Annotated in this window: 18 protein-coding genes; 15 read left to right on the forward strand and 3 right to left on the reverse strand. The window is 38.2% G+C overall.

The features are described 5' to 3' along the window. The first annotated feature begins 1,334 nt into the window (after positions 1 to 1,334). The 15 genes from F7731_RS17980 to F7731_RS18040 all read left to right on the forward strand — a co-directional run bounded on the left by F7731_RS17980 (position 1,335) and on the right by F7731_RS18040 (position 16,569). A complete protein-coding gene (locus tag F7731_RS17980; RefSeq protein ID WP_151536188.1) occupies positions 1,335 to 1,766 on the forward strand; it encodes a DUF4395 domain-containing protein in 432 nt (143 codons plus the stop codon). Positions 1,767 to 2,059: 293 nt separating this feature from the next. After that, entirely contained in the window at positions 2,060 to 2,548 is a 489-nt protein-coding gene (locus tag F7731_RS17985) for a DinB family protein (RefSeq protein ID WP_151536189.1), read from the forward strand. Between the two features lie 153 nt (positions 2,549 to 2,701). Beyond that, the gene (locus F7731_RS26565; RefSeq protein WP_170289742.1) at positions 2,702 to 2,848 is read left to right on the forward strand and encodes a hypothetical protein; all 147 of its coding nucleotides are present in this window, start codon (positions 2,702 to 2,704) and stop codon (positions 2,846 to 2,848) included. Between the two features lie 251 nt (positions 2,849 to 3,099). Then, a complete protein-coding gene (locus F7731_RS17990; protein ID WP_151536190.1) occupies positions 3,100 to 3,282 on the forward strand; it encodes a hypothetical protein in 183 nt (60 codons plus the stop codon). Positions 3,283 to 3,418: 136 nt separating this feature from the next. Further along, on the forward strand, positions 3,419 to 3,562 hold the full coding sequence (locus F7731_RS26570) for a hypothetical protein (RefSeq protein WP_170289743.1): 144 nt from the start codon (positions 3,419 to 3,421) through the stop codon (positions 3,560 to 3,562). A gap of 723 nt (positions 3,563 to 4,285) precedes the next feature. After that, positions 4,286 to 5,455 carry a M20/M25/M40 family metallo-hydrolase gene (locus F7731_RS17995; RefSeq protein WP_151536191.1) on the forward strand — a complete coding sequence of 390 codons (1,170 nt, stop codon included), beginning with the start codon at positions 4,286 to 4,288 and terminating at the stop codon, positions 5,453 to 5,455. Between the two features lie 58 nt (positions 5,456 to 5,513). Next, the gene (locus F7731_RS18000) at positions 5,514 to 7,088 is read left to right on the forward strand and encodes an ABC transporter substrate-binding protein (protein WP_151536192.1); all 1,575 of its coding nucleotides are present in this window, start codon (positions 5,514 to 5,516) and stop codon (positions 7,086 to 7,088) included. A 198-nt stretch (positions 7,089 to 7,286) separates the two neighbouring features. Next, positions 7,287 to 7,805 (forward strand): aspartate dehydrogenase domain-containing protein, encoded by a 519-nt coding sequence (locus F7731_RS18005; RefSeq protein ID WP_246197286.1) that lies wholly within the window; start codon positions 7,287 to 7,289, stop codon positions 7,803 to 7,805. Positions 7,806 to 8,361: 556 nt separating this feature from the next. After that, positions 8,362 to 10,998, forward strand: a complete 2,637-nt coding sequence (locus F7731_RS18010) for a M14 family zinc carboxypeptidase (RefSeq protein ID WP_151536194.1) — start codon at positions 8,362 to 8,364, stop codon at positions 10,996 to 10,998. A gap of 1,224 nt (positions 10,999 to 12,222) precedes the next feature. Then, a complete protein-coding gene (locus tag F7731_RS18015) occupies positions 12,223 to 13,152 on the forward strand; it encodes an ABC transporter ATP-binding protein (protein WP_151536195.1) in 930 nt (309 codons plus the stop codon). Beyond that, entirely contained in the window at positions 13,152 to 14,252 is a 1,101-nt protein-coding gene (locus F7731_RS18020) for an ABC transporter permease (RefSeq protein WP_151536294.1), read from the forward strand. The genes F7731_RS18015 and F7731_RS18020 overlap by 1 nt, the downstream gene beginning before the upstream one ends. Positions 14,253 to 14,305: 53 nt before the next feature. After that, the gene (locus F7731_RS18025) at positions 14,306 to 14,740 is read left to right on the forward strand and encodes a DUF6526 family protein (RefSeq protein WP_151536196.1); all 435 of its coding nucleotides are present in this window, start codon (positions 14,306 to 14,308) and stop codon (positions 14,738 to 14,740) included. A gap of 225 nt (positions 14,741 to 14,965) precedes the next feature. Continuing rightward, positions 14,966 to 15,241 (forward strand): hypothetical protein, encoded by a 276-nt coding sequence (locus F7731_RS18030; protein ID WP_151536197.1) that lies wholly within the window; start codon positions 14,966 to 14,968, stop codon positions 15,239 to 15,241. 152 nt (positions 15,242 to 15,393) lie between these two features. Continuing rightward, a complete protein-coding gene (locus tag F7731_RS18035) occupies positions 15,394 to 15,993 on the forward strand; it encodes a hypothetical protein (RefSeq protein ID WP_151536198.1) in 600 nt (199 codons plus the stop codon). Between the two features lie 390 nt (positions 15,994 to 16,383). Further along, positions 16,384 to 16,569, forward strand: coding sequence for a hypothetical protein (locus tag F7731_RS18040; protein ID WP_151536199.1), 186 nt, complete (start codon positions 16,384 to 16,386; stop codon positions 16,567 to 16,569). 29 nt (positions 16,570 to 16,598) lie between these two features. Here the strand turns inward: F7731_RS18040 and F7731_RS18045 are convergent, their stop codons facing one another. The 3 genes from F7731_RS18045 to F7731_RS18050 form a co-directional block, all read right to left on the reverse strand. After that, the gene (locus F7731_RS18045) at positions 16,599 to 17,549 is read right to left on the reverse strand and encodes a tyrosine-type recombinase/integrase (RefSeq protein WP_151536200.1); all 951 of its coding nucleotides are present in this window, start codon (positions 17,547 to 17,549) and stop codon (positions 16,599 to 16,601) included. Between the two features lie 565 nt (positions 17,550 to 18,114). Continuing rightward, a complete protein-coding gene (locus F7731_RS27105; protein ID WP_281352569.1) occupies positions 18,115 to 18,246 on the reverse strand; it encodes a hypothetical protein in 132 nt (43 codons plus the stop codon). Positions 18,247 to 18,311: 65 nt separating this feature from the next. Then, entirely contained in the window at positions 18,312 to 19,082 is a 771-nt protein-coding gene (locus tag F7731_RS18050; protein WP_151536201.1) for a hypothetical protein, read from the reverse strand. Positions 19,083 to 19,087: the final 5 nt, after the last annotated feature.

A 19,087-nucleotide genomic window follows, 5' to 3' on the forward strand; every position in this document is an offset into this window, starting at 1 on the left:
AAGAAGAACATCGGAAAGCCGTATGAGGGAAAACTTCACGTACGGTTTGATGAGGGGAAACTGAAAGTAAAAGAGATAGCGTAAGCTATCCCTATGAAATCAGTTTTCTACTCTACTAACGAGCAGCATAGTGCAAGAAGGAGTATGAAATAAAGGATTAAATTTTCGTTTGCAAAAAATGCTGGATATAGTAGAGTACATTTGTTCAAATTAAAGAAAAAAGTTAGCGGATTAGAGTGAGATTATTGTTAAAAATTATAACTATTGGAATAATTTTAGTTGCATTAGCAGTTTACAGTTTCAGAACAGGATATCAATCTCCTTATGATATGTTATTTGGAATAGTTGTGGTGTTTTTATGGTTCGGGCTCGTTAGACTGTCACAAAAGAGTAAACTGTTCATGTTTTTTCAATTTATGATAGCGTGCATACTTTTTGTTTTTCTTGTAGGAGTTTTTATTTTAGTGACAATTAATTCTATCCGACATTCCAACATTTTAGGAATTATCGTTGGCATTTTGTTCGCCATCGTATTTGGTGTTTTGGGACGAGCCTTAATTGTGGAGCTATGGGTTAAATGGAGAAGTATGTGATTTTCGGTTCAGTAATTTGTTACGAAAGTTCTCAATAGAATCGGTCTAATGCCAAATTCTTTTTATGCTAAATGGCGCAAGAGTTAAAGATTGAGATCGCTGCGGCGATCTATTTGCTTGTTGTAATAACGGTGCAGTTTAGTTTAATAAAAATTTTTATGAAAAGATAAAATTATTCTTGCAGTATCTGTGATTACGAAGTTTTGAGAGAGGGTATTAATTAGTGTACAAAAAAAGAATATATCCAAACGATTAGTGCTTTGATGAAAATTTTAAAGCCAAATTTGAGTTTTACCATTTTTATTACACTTAGTTTATTAGGACCTCCCTTAAATCTTTTCCTTTTGCTATTTGGAAAGAAAAACTCATCATCCATTCCTTTTAATGCTTCTACCTGTTGTTTTTGTTTTCATCATTACTTGGATATGGATTGATTACGCGAAGGGTGTAGCACATTATGCTTTGATAACTGGCAAAACAGGAACAGTAATTCCTTATGTATTGTTTTTCAAGGGTTTGTAATTAATGCCAAACTGAAATGATAGAAGATTGCAAAGTAAATGTAGACGGCCGGATGTACGGAATTAAGGTTAGTCAAAAGGGTAAAGGAATCTTCAATAGTGTTTCTGCAAAACCTAAAGCACCAGCCCCGTCTTTATTATCTTTTTTTCTTAATAAAATAGAAAAATAGGAGTAAAATCAAAGTAAATCATACAAAAACGATAAAGGAAGGTTGAGTTGATGGAGAGTCAAGTACGTTCAGTTCCTCGTCCCCTTGTTCGAACAAACCAATGGTTTATTGTGGTGTTTGTCTTGCTTACTTGGATAACTAAGCAAGACTGGATCCTTGCAATCCCTTTATTAGCAGGTTTAATGAGCTTACTTTTTGGGTTTAATCCTGTGATGCGTTTAGCTAAGCTGTTTTTTAGAAAGCACCCATCACAATATATTCCTGAGGAATGGGATCAGCAGCAATTTAATCAAACGATTTCCGTCATTTGTCTCGCAGGAGGATTAATAAGCTTTCTATTAAATTGGAACATATTAGGTTATGTATTTACCATTATGGTTGCTGCAGCAGCATTTATTGCAATTTTGGGATTTTGCGTTGGCTGCTTTATAAGATATCAATGGAAACAATACCAATATAAAAGATCTCTGAGAAAATATTAAAATAGATGGAAATGGTTGAGGGCAGGAAATAAGATTCATTTCCTGTTCTTTTATATATTCGATAATACATAAACAATATGTAATTATAAATGACAATAAAGATGTTACTTTTACAATAAAGTTGTTTAAAAAATATGAGTCATTCTATTCAACAATCGGGCCAGATTGTGGAGTAAGGGAGGTAATCAGATGGTTCATCTCGAAATTGTAAGTTATGCAAAACAACACGCCGCAAATGAATATTGACCAAAGGGATTATCTATTAAAAGGGATAAGATTGGAGGGAATAGAAAATGGATGTAAGGACACTTTTGTTACAACAATGGGCAAGCTGCTTAGATAAAGAAGACTGGTTTCCACCACTTGAAAAAGTACTAGAGAATATTACTTTGGAACAGGCAATTTGGAAACCAGTTGAGGGGGCACATTCCATTTGGGAATTAGTTTGTCATTTACTTTTCTTTGAAAAGAGAATTCTGTTACGCTTTCTTGGTGAAACAGCAAATGAACCAAAGGCAGAAAATAATGACGCTACATATCGATTACCAACTGAGACCTTTCAAAATTGGAAGGAAACAAAACAAGAATACTTTTCTGTTCATCGTGAACTTGAAAAAATACTAGCAAAATCAGATCTAGAAGATTTGTATAGACCGATTCCTGATGACAATCCATTAGTGCTTGAACTGAAGAGTTTAGCAATGCACGACGCATATCATATTGGGCAAATTGTATTCCTAAGTAAAATGCAAGGAGCTTGGCCAGGGAAACGCAGCTTCTAAAAAAGCCTTTTTAGCTTTACAGTTATTCCTTTATAGGGCGCTTTTCTGAAATAAGGAAAGCGTCTTTCTTCAATAAAGGGCCATATTGAAGAATAACAAGTTGAGGTAATCGTAACGGTTTAAAATAATTGTATTGAAGAAGGAGGGATATGTATGTTCTTAAAAAGGTTTAACCGAACAGGAAAAATATTAGCCTTCATAGGAGTATGGGTTGCTGCTATTGGAATTACATTTAATAAGACGATAGGGGTTCCAAACAAAACATTCCAGAACTACTTGCGCCATTTTCAGTCCCTTTGATTGTAACAGGTATATTATTATTAATCGTATCGAATTTCTTCAAGGGAAAGTAAAGGCCAAACATAAAAGTCCTAATACCTTGTTCCAAAATCGGGCGCTTTTCTGTAATAAGGAAGGCGTCTTTCTTCATGAAAAGGGCCATTTAACGGAGTAATCTATTGTGAATAAAATGGAATTTTGAAATAATCGGTATAGAGTACAAGGACAGGTTAAACCAAAAATATCTTCTATAAAAGGGGGTAAGGATAAATATGGAATCATCAGCTTTAATGATAACGTTAATTTCTTCATTTATTCCATTTTTATTTTTAATAGCAATAATTGTTATTATTGGGTGGATATTTACGTTAAAAAAGACAAGTCAGAAACAGGTTGAACAAAATAATGAAATAATTGAGTTATTAAAGAAGATAAACGATAAACTTGAGGATTAATGACATTCAATTAAAGGGCGCAATTCTTGAAGAGGAATTGTGCCTTTTTCAGTAATCGGGCCAGATAATTGAATAACACTTGGTAATTAAATGGGATTTTAATTTAAATAAATATTGAGTTATTGGGAGTTAGAAGATGAAAAAGAAAAGAGAAAGACAGAACGGCTTTTTTAAAGAAATCCTAATTGAACTTAGGGAATCAATCTTATTTGAAGTGGCATGGAACATCTTAATGTTTATACCAAGAATGCTGCTTCGCTTAATAAAGAACATTTGGTGAATGGTTAGCCAAAATAGAGCTAACGGGTAGCTTTAGTTCAATAACGATCTTCAACAATCGGGCGCAATTCTTGAAGAGGAATTGTGCCTTTTAGACGCTTAGACTTGTAGTTAGTAATATAGCTGTACAGGGTACCAATATATATTTTAATCAGAATTTTGTTGATTCGTTAGAGGAAAAAGTAATAGTAATATTGTATTATTATTATTCATCCAACGGAGCTCATAGAATTTCTGTGAATTTAGACGAAGAATATTTTATTAATTTTACGGACAAAGAAAAAATGGAGTTATATATCAATCTATATTTAAAATTCGTGCTTTCTTCTATATGTAGAATCAATGTTTATAAAATGCTTTTAATCAAACTTTATTCCAAAGCTACACTTCTCTAACCAGGAGTCTGACAACAAAAAAGTATAAAAATTCAATGTATCAGAATAGCATTGAAGGAATTCGTTAGATGTGTAAAATATAATAATTTATATCTTTTGAATTGACACAATAATTAAATAGTTCTATATTTTAAGATGATATGGATTTTGGGCATGTTAATTTCGTAGAAAAATGTTTCTAGGTTCTTTTAAGAGTAAATAGTACTAGATTGATATATTGGTTTTAAAATAGCTCTTAAATGGTGAAAAACTATGGATGGCTGCGAGCTTCTTACCCAGATTGAGCACGAAACTAGACATTTGCTGAAATAAGAAAGGGGCGAGTTTCAATGACAGAGGCAAAAATTCTTATGGATTATATGGAGGAACATACAAACGAGTTTTTAGAAGTGTTAAAAGGAGCGGTGCTTCTAGAAACACCTACAGAGGGAGACAAGGAAGATCTAAAAAAATACCGAGATTATTTTGCAAAGATTTTCTCCGATATAGGTTTTAAGTGCAGTGTCATCCCAAGCAACGACAGCCGCTATGGCGACCATTTGTTAATGGAATTAGGCAATGGAGATGAGCAGGTGCTGTTTGTAGGTCATTACGATACTGTTTATGAAAAGGGTGCATTTGGTGAGCTGTGGAGGCATGAGGGAACAAAGGTATGGGGCCCGGGTGTTCTTGATATGAAGGGCGGAGATGTTCAAGTCTATTTGGTAGCCAAAGCCCTCAAAGAGATGAATCTGCTTCCTAAAAACAAAAAAATTGTCTTTTTCCTAAATTCGGATGAAGAGGCTGGAAGTTATTCATCACATATGCACTATAAAGAGCTTGCAAAAAAGAGTAAGGCTGCATTTGTGATGGAGAGCACAAGAGGCGATTATGTAGGTGGCTTAAAAATTGGCCGCTATGGCAGAGGCAACTATACATTTGTTGCGGAAGGAAAACCAGCGCATTCCGGTCAGGAGCCTGAAAATGCTGAAAGCGGTTTAAAGGAGCTTGCGCAGCAGGCAGTTTATCTAGAAGGTCTTACAGACTTGGATAAGGGCGTGACTGTTGCTTGCACATGTTTAAAAAGCGGCAATGCTGGCTGGCCAACGGTTCCCTGCGATGGAGAACTTACAATAGATGCAAGATTTTCATCAGTAGAGATGGCCGAAGAATATGACAAGCTTTTTAAAAATCTTAGGCCATTTAACCCTAAGGTGAAAATTACGACAAAGGGCGGCATAGAAAAACCGCCTTTTGATGAAAATGACCCTAAACACAGAGCTCTTTATGAAATGGCAAAAAAAGTAGGAAACGAGTTTGGTATGGATATGAGGGGTATTATTACAAGAGGCGGCAGCGATGGTAATTTTACAGCATCTGTTGGCTGCCCTACACTTGACGGCTTAGGAATGAGCGGAGATTTTGTACATCAGCCTGGCAAGGAATATATAAATACAGACCATATTGCCATCCGAAGCGCTTTTGTTGCACGCATGGTTCTTGAGGTTTTAAGAGATTAAAAATTAAACGTGCTACGATTAAAAAGAAAGAGTATGTAAGAAAAAGGGAGGAAAAAGAATGGGTAAGAAAAATTGGGGCTTTCTTGCAATGGTTTCATTGCTGATGATCTTGGCATTAGCCGGATGCAGTGGCCGTGAAAGCGGAAATGAAGAAAAGGCAAGCACAGAGCCAAAATTAAGCAAGGAATTAAAAGTGGCATTTAACGCCCAGCCGGCGACACTAGATAATCATATTAACTCTAATACAGCCACACTAGAGGTTTCACGGAATATTTTTGAAAAGCTTTTTGAATTTGATTCAAAGTATAAAGTTGTACCGATGCTCGCGGAATCAGCAGAGGAAAGTGAAGATGGAAAAACGGTCACTTTCCACTTAAGAAAAGGAGTCAAGTTTCATAACGGTAAGGAAATGAAGGCTGAAGATGTAGTAGCTTCATTAAATAGATGGCAGAGTGTTTCCAGTAAGGGGAAGACAATCCTTAAGGATGCAAAGTTTTCGGAAATTGATGAGTATACTGTTGAATTAAAACTGCCAAATAGAATATATGGTTTGCTATCAATGTTTGCGGATGTGACACAATCGGCGATCATCATGCCTAAGGAAATTGCCGAAGAAGCTGGAACAAACGCTGTAACCGAGTACATTGGAACAGGACCATTTAAATTTGAGGAATGGGTGAAAGATCAATACATTCATCTGACAAAGTTTGAGGATTATACTCCAATGGATCTGCCTTCAGATGGATTATCTGGAAAAAAAGAAGCATTAGTGAATGATGTTTATTTTTACATCGTGCCAGATAGTACAACAAGAATTGCAGGTTTGCAGACGGGAGAATACGATATAGGAACCGAGATTCCTCGTGAAGCTTATGATCAAATTGCAAACGCGCCAAATTTGGAATATGATAATCCAATTAAAGGTGCTGTAAATATGATCATGAATAAGAAAGAGGGCGTATTCTCAAATATTAAAATTAGACAGGCTGTTAATGCAGCTCTTGATTTGGATAGTATTTTAATGGGGGCATACAGCAACGAAAAATTTTACCGTTTGGAAAGCAGTTGGATGCTTAAAGAACAAGCGGAATGGTACTCTGAGGCAGGTAAGGAAAAATATAACTTAAAGGATCCTGAACTGGCAAAGAGCCTTTTGAAAGAGGCAGGCTATGACGGAACTCCTGTCAGATTATTGACGAGCCGAGACTATGATTATATGTATAATTCAGCAATCATTATAGCTGAGCAACTGAAAAATATTGGTATGGTAGTAGATTTACAGGTTTATGAATGGGCGACAATCGTTGAAAAACGGGGGAAACCTGAAGGCTGGGATGCATTTGTTGCAGCAGCGCCTTCTTTCCCAACGCCAACTCAAATATTATGGCTAGGATCCGATTGGCCTGGATGGACAGATGATCCAAAAATTGAGGATTTAATGGGTAAAATCGATGGTGCCGCAACTCAAGAAGAAGCCTTTGCTGCTTGGGATGAACTACAAGGCTATTTATATGAGTATCTTCCAACGATTAAAATTGGTGACACCTATCTTTTTGTCGCTTATTCAGATAAGGTTAAGAATTTTAGGAATCAGGATGGGATCATCCTGTGGAATACTTCAAAAGAAGAATAAATGATCTATTGTAAAATCATAACTACCTGTATTCATTCACGGGTGGTTATGATTTTATTAGTTATTGCTGAAACAGAATTGAAAAACAGATAAATGGTTTATAATCATTCAGATTTTCAAAAGTTCTTCCAACATTGAGTATATTGGATTTCCGTTAAGAACCCTGATAAAGTAAACCGAAATAAGGAAAAATATTGGTTGTCGGAGTCTAACTTTGGTGTGAAATTGTTTACTGACCTCAACGAATTTCTTGATTCAAAGATCGATATTGTTGTAGAGACAGCGAACATAGATGCAGTGAAAACTTTATTGCCATCTGTGATTAAGAAAAAGGATACAGTGTTAATCAGTGTTGGTGCACTTGCAGATGAAGCACTGCTGACAGAAATAAGTCATCTTTTTAATGAGTATAAGAATGCTGTTCACTTGCCGTCTGGTGCAATAGGCGGTTTGGACTTATTGCAAAATGCACACGCCCTTGGCACAGTTACAAGTGTTTCGTTGACAACTCGGAAACCTGCTAGTCCGCTCATTGAGGAAGCTATCGATGAAGCGAAGGTTGTATTTGAAGGGGAAGCGATTGATGCCATTAAGCAATTTCCTAAAAACATGAATGTCTCTATAATAGAGATAAGTAAGGTAAACACTACTACATCAATGTGTCTGCGATCACCACTCAAACCACGTGGAGAGTGTGGCGAGGATAGAGAGAAATAGGCTGAAATCAAAGAGTTTGAAGGGTTTTAAGTAAATATTGATGTGTGTTTTATGTTCCCTCAGTCTGAATAGTTTGAGGGAGCTTTCCTTTAGGAGGTCTAACTATTCCATGAAATTGACAGAATATTTACAAGAGTTAAATAATACAGTATACTGTCCTTATTCTGCTAAAAGTTTGTCTACTATACAATTCGGGTTATACGGGATATGTGTAAGAAATCATCTTTTAGTAGTAAAAAAGATTAGGAGTTGGTGTTATTAGGATAATTAATGATAATTCATAGCAAAAGGATATTGCCTGAGTAATCCCTTGAATTCGAACATCTCGTCCTTCTCATCATTCGCCTCCCTTAAAGTTTATTGCTTTAAGGGTGTTAATTTGTTGGCCTGTCAAGTGACCAGATGACTCCGTTCCACTGGCCCGATGTTTCCGGAATGCTGTCCGGATGTTGTTGGAATAAATTTCTCAGGGGGTGATGGTATAAAGCGATGCTCCTAAATAAATATGTAGCCGTAAACCACTAAGCAAGAAAGTTAATTCAGGAGGTGGAGTATTTTGAAGGGATTCAGTAAAAACACGAAACTAAAAGTATTTTTAACCTCTCTATTGATTATTTCGTTGGCCTTCCCCACAGTGTTTGCAACTGCTAATAATACTACCGCAGAGCAAGTACCTTTTGTTAAAACGCCAGGGACTTTTCCCATCGTTGAGGTAACGGTTACGGGATTGGAAGCGCTGGAAGCTTTGTTCGCCGAGGAACTTGATCTTGACATCTTGGGTTATGACAATGACGGCGACGAATTTACAGCGACAATTCAGATTCACAAGAATGAGTTGGAGTATTTTGAAGCCAACAATATTTCCTATGAGGTTGTTGATGACGGGACATGGATATTTGAAAAACCGGTATCCAAAGGCAGTAAGAGTGCGAAGAGCGTTATGAGCGCTAGTCCGGAAGGGCAGCCGATTCCGGGTCTTCCGGAAAGGGCAAACGCAAGCCCTACTGTGAATTCCCCTCTTCCTCTGCCGATCACCACCACCATTGAACCTGATGCTGTGTTCAATCCGACAGGCGTCTCGTTTAATAAACGGTGGGGCTTCCCGGATCGCCTCGGCTACCGGACGGTGACTGAGTTCTATGCTGAAATGAACTATCTGGCCGCGAAGTATCCGGAGCTTGTTAAACTGCATAAGTATGGCGTGTCGTTTGAAGGGGTGCCACTAATGGCGCTGGAAATCAGCAATAATCCCGGCGGCAATGATGGAAGGCCTGCCACGCTGCATCAAGCCGGCAACCACGCCAGGGAGTATAACACTAGTGAGCTTGCTATGAATCTTGGCTGGTATCTCCTTACCAAGTATGGTGAATCAGGGCATGAGGAAGTAACAAAAATTCTCGACACGACCTCCGTCTGGATTTTGCCTATGACAAACCCGGACGGTGTCCATTGGGATATGCGCAATAGCCCGGGATCCTGGCGCTACAATAGGAACAATTATGCGGGAACCGAACACAACCCGGATGGCACAATAATCGGCGGCGTTGATCTGAACAGAAACTATGCTTACGGTTGGGGCAGCATCAACGGTTCGCAAAGCTTTTTCGGGCAGGGGAACTTCCGCGGCGGGGCGCCTTTGAGCGAGCCTGAAATAATGGCCGTCAGCGAAGTTTTAAGATCTAATATGGTTGTCTCATCCCTCAGCGGGCACTCTTTCCCGAATGGGAATGGGCAGCTAGTCGTCTACCCATGGGCCTTCGTCCTCAACACTCATAGCTATGAAGATACCCGGGAGCTGCCTATTCAAATTACCGATACGGTTAGTGTTAAAGATTTAGGGCGCAGGCAAGGCAACTATAATCTTTATTCCGATGAATTCACGAACGGAATGTACGCCTACAGCGGTGAAAGCTTGGATTATAAGTTAGGCGCCTTAAGAACTTTGGGTTTCCTGTATGAGTTCGGCAGGACCCTTTTGCCGAAATACACCGGCGCGGACCAGTATTATGCCGTAGCGCCATATAAGGATGAATATTTCGATGAGCCAAGAGAATTCCTGCTAACTTATCCTACAGAGGCTAATGCGGCAGGAGCAGGCGCTCCCTCAACCGATATCAGTGCTCAACCCGTCTTTTTGAATGCGCCGTACGACGGAGGTTATGGCAGGAGCCGTTATACCACGGTTGAGCAAGTCAATGCGCTCGGCGCCGAGTTGGACGGTAAAATTCTGGTGACCACGAGAGCGAACGCAAACAATGATAATGCCGCGATAGCCATAGCCGCACAGAACCTCGGTGCGGTTGGTGTCATCATGGTTGATGAAAATGCTTTCCCGCATGGTTACGGATACCGCCATTATAATCCGAACCTCGGCAACGGCACGACGGCTGGCGTCAATCGGCCCGCTGATGTAAGGATTCCGGTCGCGGGCACTTCCAAGCCGTATGTTAGGGAACTGAACGAAAGGATAGGTTCCGGCAAATTGACGATTAAAAGCACTACGACTAACCAGGAGTCCATGGTATGGACGTTTGAAAGAAATATCGGCGCCTTTATGGAAAATATGTCCTTTGCGGAAGAATTTTCCTCCCATATCAAAGGCAAGATAACCGACAAAGCTGGCCGACTGGTTCCGGAAGCTACTCTTAAACTGGAAAAGGAAGTAGTCAGCCCACTTATCGAAGGCAATACCGGCCTCAATGAGGAGGCAACGCGGGATCGTATAACTCAAAGCGGCGAATTTAGGCAACAACAGACGGCTGTTTACGAAGTAAAAGGCGGTGTATACGACTGGTCGGTCACGCCTTCCAAGCAGTTAGACAATCCGCTGCTACATGGAACGCCAATCGTTGACGAAGGATATACCATTACCGTCTCCGCCCCCGGCAAAAAAAGCATCACAAAAGAAAATGTAAAAATTGCATCCTATCAGTCGACCATTGAATTAGATTTCGAATTGCAGAGTTTGCCGAAAGAGACGGGAGCATCGGCTTTCGTAACGAAACTCAAGGGCAATCAGAACGACCTAACGATAACCGTTACGGAAAAATATACCGATGGCCATGTAAATGTTATTGAAGAAACCATCAGAATCAACAACAACGCGGCTGGTACTTATGAAGTCGGCGATAACCTGGTCTATGTGGACACCAAGGGCGATACCCAGATTCGCGCCTGTTACGTGGTTAAATAGATTTAGTGCAAAGCAATGCGAAACATTTTTTGCAGGGGCGGGTGGGCCGGCCTGTCGGAAAACAGAAGAGTCTAGGCGGCCCGACGCTTCCCCTAAGTAATGCCTTTAACTTGGTAAACAAGCACATGTCCATTTTCAAATAGAACCCAAACTTTGACACACATCCAAAGGCCGTTGTTATCAGCGGTCTTTGGTATTTTTTATGCCCCAAAATATAATGATCAGGCTAAATTTTATGTCACTTAATATCCCAGTAAAAGATCCATTGTGAAATGTTACACTTAAACTAACGAAGCAGGTTAGTTGTGCGAAATGTTTCTAGCTTAAATTGAGGATGGTTACATCACTCTGGTAAAGGCTAGACAGTTCCTCTCGGAACTGAAGGGTTATATCGAAGAATCAAATGATAGGGTAACGTCTTGAAGGGTTCTCTCTTAGTCGAATAGCACAGGATTTAGTAAGAAAAATAGTGTTATAAGCTCGGCAAAAAGGCGTGAGAATTTACCGTAACAGGTTAAGCTGACGAAAGCCTACCCGATGGGGTGGTGTAAATCATGATGCTTGAGTTGAATGAATATGGTGAGAATGCAAATAAACCTATAATAAAAGGTTAAGCTGACGAACTTCCGAATGTACGGGTCTAAACCTGCAATACATAGAAATGTGTATATCACCAAATTGTGAGGTTAGATGTGGATGAGTAAAAATAGCTAATATGAAAATCCATGATACGTTACAGGCGTATGAATGCTAACAGGCTTACAGGAAGCACCTAAGTTCATTCTACAATAGATATAATTCAACGTTGTAAGCTGATAACGTGGAGGACTTACTTCCGATGAACCGTTGGCAAGGAAAGCATTAATGAGAATAGTTACTGTATAACTTGCCTTAATATCAGTGAAAGTGGTGGCACAGTACCAATGAAATGTTTAACCCACATGGAGGGATAGCCACTAGACTAATTGTCAGGGGAGACCCCGCAGGAGCGTTAGCGACGAAGAGGCTCCCCGACCGCCCGCGGAAAGCGAGTGCCTGCAGCGGAAATCAACAGCTACATTTAAAACAGCCAAAAATAATAAAGATGGAGTTGATTTCGAGATCAACTCCTTTTGCTTTGTCAGAAATGTAACGATGATCAATTGATAAATATTGACAAAAGCAGTTCCGGAATTCTATATTTAACCATATATAATTGGGTAGAAAAGATCTGGAGTGTGGGAGATGAATTCTGAGAAAGAGATCATTAAAGTTCAGAACCTTGTGAAAAAATATGGTGATTTTACAGCGGTAAACGGGATCGAGTTTCAAGTGAAGAAAGGAGAAGTTTTCGGCTTGCTTGGTCCGAATGGTGCTGGCAAAACAACGACATTAGAAATGTTGGTTGGGCTTAGGAAACCAGATGATGGAACGGCGTTTATTGATGGATTTGATATCATTCGTGAATTAAATAAGATAAAAGAAGTGATCGGTGTTCAGCTCCAATCCACATCCCTTTTTGAGCTACTAACAGTGAAAGAAATATTACACTTATATGCCAGTTTCTACAATAAACAAGTGTCTATTCCTGCATTAATCAAAGATATGCTTCTGACCGATAAATCGAAGAATCGCATCAAAAGTTTATCAGGCGGACAAAAACAAAGATTAGCGATTGCATTAGCACTTGTACACGATCCAAAGATTATTTTTTTGGATGAGCCGACAACAGGACTTGATCCCCAGGCTAGAAGAACACTATGGGATATTATTATTCGCCTAAAAGAAAGAGGAAAAACGATTGTTTTAACGACTCATTATATGGACGAAGCACATGTCTTATGTGACCGAATTGCCATTATGGATCAAGGTCAGCTCATTGCCTTAGACACCCCTTCTTTGCTTGTTAAAAACCTGCAATCAGATAGTGCGGTAGAGTTTCGTTTTCAAGATGAATCCCTTGAAGTGGATTTAAAGGGAATCGAAGGAGTCAAGCAAGTTGGAAATCATAAAGACACTTATGTCCTTTACACTGATGATTTGCAAACCACCTTAACGCGCTTGATTCAGACGGCCTCCGACAAAAACCTCAAATTAGTAGATCTGCAGACACGTACAGCTACCCTAGAAGATGTGTTTATACACATGACAGGAAGGAGGTTACGTGAAGGATGATGAGAGCATACAGGCAACTAACTCTATCGCAATTACGCATTTTTCTTCGTAATCGACAAGTCTTATTTTGGACGTTAGCCTTTCCAATTTTTCTCATGATCATGTTAGGCTCATTTTTAGGAAACGGAAATGGAATGTCTGTATCGATTGGGGTAGTGGATCAAGATCAATCTAATCAGTCGAAACAATTAATAGATATCTTAATTCAAAACGAAGCCATACAGTTGGAAAAAGAAAATAATAAAGAAGAGGCATTTAAGCAATTAAAAAAAGGTGATCTTCATGTCGTCATTGTCATTCCAGAAGGATACGAATCTTTTTTGAACAATAAACCAATAGATTCACAGCCCTTCACTCTACCTGTTTACTTTAATGAAACCAATTTTGCAGTTTCTCAAGTCGGTATCCAGTTAGTAAATGGGGCAGTAGATGGAATTAGTAAAGCAAAGGTTGATTATGTTCCAGTCGTTGTTACCGATGCGAAGGGAATAGAAGCGCTAAACTTAAAATATATTGATTTCTTAGTTCCTGGGATCGTCGCGATGATGATTATGAGCAACAACATGAATGGGGTCGCAGGGCAAATTGCCGCTTGGAGAGAACGCGGGATTTTAAGAAGAATGCAAGGAACTACATTAAAAGCATCAACCTTTATTGCTGCACAAATTACCGCAAGATTAGTATTAAATGGTTTGCAAGCACTCATTGTTTTAGGAGTTGCCCATCTCATTTTTGACATTGAAGTTCGAGGATCGTGGCTTACTTTGATCAGCTTTGTCATCCTAGGAACGTTAGCATTTATGGCAATTGGATTCATCATTGCAGGCATTGCAAAAACACCGGAAAGTGCTGCACCTATTGCCGGATTTCTTTCCTTTCCAATGCTGTTCTTAGGAGGCGTATTTTTTCCGATTAAAGACATGCCGGAATTTCTTCAGCCGATTGTTCAAACCTTACCGATTGCACATTTAAGCCACGCACTTCGAGAAACGATGAATGTCGGAGCATCGTTTATAAGTTTAGGGACAGAGGCACTGATTCTAGGCGGCTGGCTCATAGGAGCATTTATTGTTGCTAGCTATACGTTTAAATGGGAATAGGGAAAAGGAAAATCGAATAAATTGAATAACAGGAAGATAAAAAGGAGGAAGAAATGAATAAACAAGATTATAAAACACATACACGAATGCATCCGATTTATCATTATGTTTTAACGGTATTAGTATTAGGTACTTTAGTAGCTGCCATTGTTCAAATGGTTCGATCCATAAATGATGGAGCAAACATTCTACAAGCAATGATTCTATTTTTGCTCATGATCATTATTGTCATAATCGCAGCTCTTGTGAGATTTTATCCATTAAAAGCTCAAGATCGTGCCATACGCGCGGAGGAAAACCTACGTCATTATGTATTAACTGGGGAATTATTAGACCGGAAACTAAGTATGGCGCAAGTGGTAGCTTTACGTTTTGCAGATGATAATGAATTTCCCGGACTTAGTAAAAAAACTGCTGCGGAAAATTTAAAGCCGGATGAGATAAAGAAAGCAATCGTAAATTGGCGAGCTGATATGAATAGAGTTTAATTGATTGTAGAACACGTCAAGTAGAATAAATAAGGCCAAACCCATGATCATCACCTAGACAATAAGCCCGCTCTGTCCACACAGGAGCGGGTTTAACAATTCCTATCATTCATCATGAATATATTAACCTAAACTTAGCTAATCACCGTTAATAAGGAGCTGACAATCGTATTGATCAATACAAGATATCTCAAAGAATTAAAAATGATCATAGAGAGTCTAGGAGTGGATTTAGATCGAAACATCACATATAAAGGTTATTATTTATCCATTAGAGAGTTTATCATTTCCATCTGCATTCGTGATAAAGACATGATGTTCTTGATAAACCTGAAGCACATAAGACATAAAGCAACCATGATATGGTATCTAAATAGAGCTATTACTCAAACCATTAAAGAAACGTTAAAAGAGAACCCTAAATACGCGGAATTCTATAAGAATAAACTTAAGAAAGAGAAAAGAACTGAAGTTTTCGGAATCAACGGAGAAACGATTTAAGAGTTGTTTCGGAGAATATGCCGGAGTTCTATTTCCGAACAGGAGCGGGTACTAAGGTGGTTTTTCGATGACACCTAAAAGGTAAACATCTCCCAAATATAGAATACTGTAAATATAGAACAGTTAAGCTATAAAAAGGGGGAAATTAACATTTGACCATTCATCTAATTAGCTATCGACCGATCATTCATAACAAAAAAGGAAGCAATGTAGCACAATCAAATAGCATACATAATTATGTATATAATAGCATTAGACGTGAACCTGATTTCGAAAAACCTCTCCCGGGCATTTCTTCATTATGCAGAAATGGACAGGTTGCTCCTCACTTGAAGGTAGGGGATACAGTTGTCTATATGAGGATAAATGGTAGACATTATCAAACGTTAAAAGAACATCACAGATGTTTGGTTGCTGTAATGGAGGTTATCCATGTATTTCAAGATCATAAAATCGCAGCTGCCTGTTATCAGCAAAGCGGAATTGTTACTCCCTATAATTGCATCAATAAAAATAATCCACCTTTAGATAGCCAATATACAGCTATGGATTCAAAGGAAGTTAGGTATGCTGAAGCAGAATACATAAAGCGTTCTCGTCAAAATAGTCAATATGTAGTTTGTAAGCCCTTTGCAGGTTATCCTGAATTAAATTCTCCTTCCTATCTTTTCGATAGAGATTTAAATCAAATATTAATGCCCAAAAAGAAACTTTTTCTTAGAGGAAGAAGGAAAATCACACAAAAAAATTAACTGACATCATCAATGCCGATCATACATATTAAAAAGAACCAGCTCCTGTAACGTACATAAAGCTCATTTTAAGCCTTTTACAAGAACTGAATAGAAAAGGCTTTAGAAGGGGAAAAAGACTCAATAAAAGAGATCAGAAGAAGGATAGAAGAAAAGTAACAGAAGAACCTCACAGGCGAATTTCGGAACAGAGGAGCGGGTGAGAAGGTTTTTTGTTAATTGTTCGTGTTTAATGATTTCAGTCGAGTGTCCAGTCCGTGTGAAAGACGCACTTCTTGTAATTAAACACGAAAGTTACTCTGTAATTTCCACTTGATTATTCGTTTATTCATCTATACAAATCAGACTACAATTGAACAAGAAATAGAAGAGGGGGTAGAGCTGCTTAAAATGAAGGGGGAGAAAACCCTTGCTAATTCTGATAAGAATTGGGTCGAGGCCCTACATAACTCTGAAAAAGAAGCTCCATCCAATCATTTAAATATGATTTCCCAGGATGAATTTCTCCAAATTATGAAGGTCAACAAAGCAGTCGCAATGGCATTACTTGAGCAAAATCTTGTAATTTCTGAATAAAAAAGCTACCCATTTAGGTAGCTTTTCTCTTATGAAAATCGAAACGAATCAATGGCTTTCTTTTTCGATTCAAAATCAATATGCGTGTAAACCTGTGTAGTAGCCAAGGATTCATGTCCTAGAAGTTCTTGTAACGTTCTTAAATCCACCTTTTCTTGAGGCGTATATGAGACGTTCCCATATTCGTCTACTTTCTCTGCTTTTACTTGCTGCAATAACAAGGTAGCAAACGTATGCCGCAGATGGTGCAGTGAAAAGCGGCGGGGAGGGAGGCCTGCCTTTTTCAGGACCTCCTTAAAGATTAGATGAAGCCCCCTTGGATTGAGTACCTTTCCATTTTTATTTAGGAAAATGGGCTCCTGGGGATGTGTCTGGTATTCCTTTAAAGACTCTTTGTGTTTCTTTAATAAGGGCAGCATCATGGAATGAAGCGGGAGCAGGCGCTCTTTTTTTCCTTTACCAAAAATGAGAACCGTTCCATTATAAAAATCGATTTGTTCCCAAGTGAGATCCACCAGTTCTTGTCGCCGTATTCCGGTTGTTGCCAGCAGCTTAAACATCGTTTCATTTCGAAGAGCAAGAGGATGTGACTCATGCTCAAGGAAAGAAAACAGCTTTTTGAGTTCTTCCATATTCATATAAACCGGAAGTTTGGAATCCGATTTTGGAGCCTTAATTCCGGCCATAAAATCGGATGTCATCAGCTGTTCTTTTAAACAATAACTGCAAAATGACTTTAAACTAGAAATTCGGCGCTGCATAGTTCTCGACTTACTTTTGTAATTCAACATCTGATCCTGAACAAAACGCCGAACGATCGATGAATTTAGGTCCGAAAGGTCTGTAGAACGCTTATGTTTCTCAAGGAAATAGCGAAAGACCGTTAAGTCATATTCATAGCTTCGAATCGTGTTTGATGAATAATTTTGTTCGACCTCTAGATACAGTAAAAAATCATCCATTGCTTGCTGGTAGTGCATGTGTACGACCTCCAAATGTTTTATTATTTGGACGTACCCAAGAATTATTATCCCGAACCTAATGGTTATGAGGACGGCAGAGGAAATTATCAAGACCGTCCCATACATTATCGTCAAGTTGCGAGGGAGAACTTCCTGATAATGTTTATTATGTGAAGTTGAGAGGTTAGTTATCGTTCTGTTAAGGATTTTTCCTAGTTTACATAATATATATTATAGGAAGTTATAAAATAAAATTTAATTTCGTCTCAAATGATAAGTATACTTGAGATAGTGAGACGAAACAACAAAAGCAACATTTCTAATTGCGAATTCAATTGAAAATTTACTACGCAGTATTTATTAAAAAAAATAATATTGCGTAGTTACTCTAATTATTCTTAGTTTCTTTTAATTACAAATATCTCTACTGATTATTATTGTGAATCAATTTAATTCGCTATTTTTTCCTTTTTATCATGAATCCTTCCATTAAAACCCACAATTTAGTTTACATAATAATATTATCTCCACCAACCTTTATTATGTTTTAAAAACAGATACACAATTATGCGCCTGTTAAGTTTCATTCACTATTTTGAGTGCTATTAAAGAAATCTGCATTCTCATTTCTTTTTTCAGGCTGCTTCTTACCTTTCCCCATTTTTCCATCCGTTTCATAACTCATGTTTAATTTTTGCTCATTTTTATTTTTCATCCCGCCACTCCTTTGCTCTTAATCGTGCGTTTTAATCAAACTTTTTGCCTTTTCCACCAAAAAGCTTATCGCTTTTTCATGCTTGGATTTGTTTCCATCACTCTCGTATTCTTTAATGTCCATTTTCCGTTTTCATAAATCCATAGTGACTCAATAATGGCGATTCCGTCAGCATGATAAGCACCGCTAACAGCTTGGGTTCCTTTTAATCCATATTGCTTACCTGATATTTGTACAGGCTTTAATAAAGAATATGGATCAACCATTAGTTCAGTGGGCTCACTTAGTTTGCCATTTTGATAAAGCCCCGTCTTTTCATAATCTTTCGCACGGTTGCTTAAGTTAAACGTATATGATTCCCCTGTTTCTTGTATAGTAATAGATGCTTTATATCCATCGAGAAATTGACTGTTAATGACAAGCGGATCTGGAACGGATAAATAAGTTAAAGTTGAATTTTTAGCTGTATATAAATAATGCTTGGTTATTCCTCCGCTGCCACCAGTATCAACAGCTACGAAAATATCTTTAAGACCGTCATGGTTGAGGTCAATATAGTCTGCGCGCGGATTGAAACCTCCGTCGAAATTGATTGTTAAAGATTTTTTATTTGTTGTTTTAATCTCCATCTCAATTTCTTTTAAAAATTCGGTTCCTTCCTCATAAGGCAATCCCTTAATAATGATTAAATCTTTTTTTCCATCACCAGTAATATCCACTTTTTCTTTTGAAATCGTTTGCCATTTATTATCGTTTTCATCTGCATACACACCTGTCAGGGCTGACATCGATAAAAAAAAGAATGCGGCTAATGCAAAAACCATTTCTTTTTTCACTTATT

Origin of the sequence: Cytobacillus depressus, from assembly GCF_008923245.1 — a bacterium.
In the GTDB taxonomy this organism is placed as follows: Bacteria; Bacillota; Bacilli; order Bacillales; family Cytobacillaceae; genus Cytobacillus; species Cytobacillus depressus.

Bases quoted from the DNA above. Each gene is read 5' to 3' on its own strand.
- F7731_RS18025 (WP_151536196.1), top strand. From the start codon at position 14,306: ATGAATAAACAAGATTATAAAACACATACACGAATGCATCCGATTTAT.
- F7731_RS26565 (WP_170289742.1), top strand. From the start codon at position 2,702: ATGTTCTTAAAAAGGTTTAACCGAACAGGAAAAATATTAGCCTTCATA.
- F7731_RS18040 (WP_151536199.1), top strand. From the start codon at position 16,384: ATGAAGGGGGAGAAAACCCTTGCTAATTCTGATAAGAATTGGGTCGAG.
- F7731_RS17985 (WP_151536189.1), top strand. From the start codon at position 2,060: ATGGATGTAAGGACACTTTTGTTACAACAATGGGCAAGCTGCTTAGAT.
- F7731_RS18045 (WP_151536200.1), bottom strand. From the start codon at position 17,549: ATGCACTACCAGCAAGCAATGGATGATTTTTTACTGTATCTAGAGGTC.
- F7731_RS17995 (WP_151536191.1), top strand. From the start codon at position 4,286: ATGACAGAGGCAAAAATTCTTATGGATTATATGGAGGAACATACAAAC.
- F7731_RS17980 (WP_151536188.1), top strand. From the start codon at position 1,335: ATGGAGAGTCAAGTACGTTCAGTTCCTCGTCCCCTTGTTCGAACAAAC.
- F7731_RS17990 (WP_151536190.1), top strand. From the start codon at position 3,100: ATGGAATCATCAGCTTTAATGATAACGTTAATTTCTTCATTTATTCCA.
- F7731_RS27105 (WP_281352569.1), bottom strand. From the start codon at position 18,246: ATGAAAAATAAAAATGAGCAAAAATTAAACATGAGTTATGAAACGGAT.
- F7731_RS18020 (WP_151536294.1), top strand. From the start codon at position 13,152: ATGAGAGCATACAGGCAACTAACTCTATCGCAATTACGCATTTTTCTT.
- F7731_RS18000 (WP_151536192.1), top strand. From the start codon at position 5,514: ATGGGTAAGAAAAATTGGGGCTTTCTTGCAATGGTTTCATTGCTGATG.
- F7731_RS18015 (WP_151536195.1), top strand. From the start codon at position 12,223: ATGAATTCTGAGAAAGAGATCATTAAAGTTCAGAACCTTGTGAAAAAA.
- F7731_RS26570 (WP_170289743.1), top strand. From the start codon at position 3,419: ATGAAAAAGAAAAGAGAAAGACAGAACGGCTTTTTTAAAGAAATCCTA.